The sequence below is a fragment of the uncultured Roseobacter sp. genome (assembly GCF_947496515.1).
In the GTDB taxonomy this organism is placed as follows: Bacteria; Pseudomonadota; Alphaproteobacteria; order Rhodobacterales; family Rhodobacteraceae; genus Roseobacter.
Genome location: NZ_CANMDB010000058.1, coordinates 1 through 344 on the forward strand (window position 1 = coordinate 1; position 344 = coordinate 344).

The 344-nt window shown below is 54.7% G+C and carries 1 protein-coding gene; it reads right to left on the minus strand.

Annotation, left to right across the window (positions count from 1 at the left end):
• Positions 1 to 103: 103 nt before the first annotated feature.
• On the minus strand, positions 104 to 344 hold a 241-nt coding region (locus tag Q1A53_RS23360; protein WP_299971819.1), incomplete at its 5' end, for a hypothetical protein.

Consider the following 344-nt stretch of genomic DNA (forward strand, 5'->3'; position numbering starts at 1 on the left):
GCCAAATTCAGTGCGCATAACCCGCCACAAGCGCCAATACCGCGAGAGCGGTTTCGTCCTTGTCCCGCATAGCCGACGCCCTAGCCGCTACGAACCCATCGCATTACCGCAAATCCGCTTTGAGCCCAAGTTGCATGATGCTGCACAGTGCGCCAATGTCCGCTTCTCTGACTGCGGTCAAAAACGTGACAATATCAAACCGTATTTCGCCAAGGGTTTGTGGCACAAGATTTTTCACTGTTTGCGGGATCGCCGCGGTTAGTGACAAAAACGACCGATACTGGTGAAAAACCCGCCGTCGTGTCGAGCGGACGAGTTTTGGCACATGCAGCGGTGCGAAGAAG